This is a genomic window from Azoarcus sp. Soil_N_20 (assembly GCF_057656155.1).
The window spans coordinates 1-364 of the sequence record NZ_JBDGKX010000071.1 but is presented as its reverse complement, the minus strand read 5'-3'; the positions used below and the strand labels follow the sequence as shown (position 1 = coordinate 364).

The 364-nt window shown below is 65.9% G+C and carries 1 protein-coding gene and 1 pseudogene; both read right to left on the bottom strand.

Features of this window, described 5'->3' with window-relative positions:
* Positions 1-194 (bottom strand): hypothetical protein (locus tag AC3A35_RS27945; RefSeq protein ID WP_487439817.1); only part of this gene is annotated, 194 nt, incomplete at its 3' end.
* Between the two features lie 11 nt (positions 195-205).
* A pseudogene (locus AC3A35_RS27940) lies at positions 206-364 on the bottom strand (acetaldehyde dehydrogenase (acetylating)); the annotation flags it as partial.

The window sequence follows — 364 nt, the reverse complement described above, 5'->3', positions numbered from 1 at the left end:
CAGGCGATGGTCTTCATCTGCTCGAGCGTCATCAGGTGACGCTTGGGGTGCATGCCGTCACGCAGGGTCATGTCGTGAAGTGTGACAGCCCCTCGTCCGCCGCATGCGGCAGCCGATCCCCCGAGGGGATCGCGGCCGGCTTCGGGCGGCCGTGCGCCGGCCGCTTGAGTGATCTTCTTGCCGCGCAAGTCCATGTTCATCTCCTTCAGGCCAGCATCGTGGCACGGTTGGATTCGAGGGTGAGACGGCCGGCGAGGATCTCTTCGGCGAACATCTCGGCGGTGCGCGCGGCGGCCGCGGTCATGATGTCGAGGTTGCCGGCGTACTTGGGCAGGTAGTCGCCCAGGCCTTCGACCTCCATGAA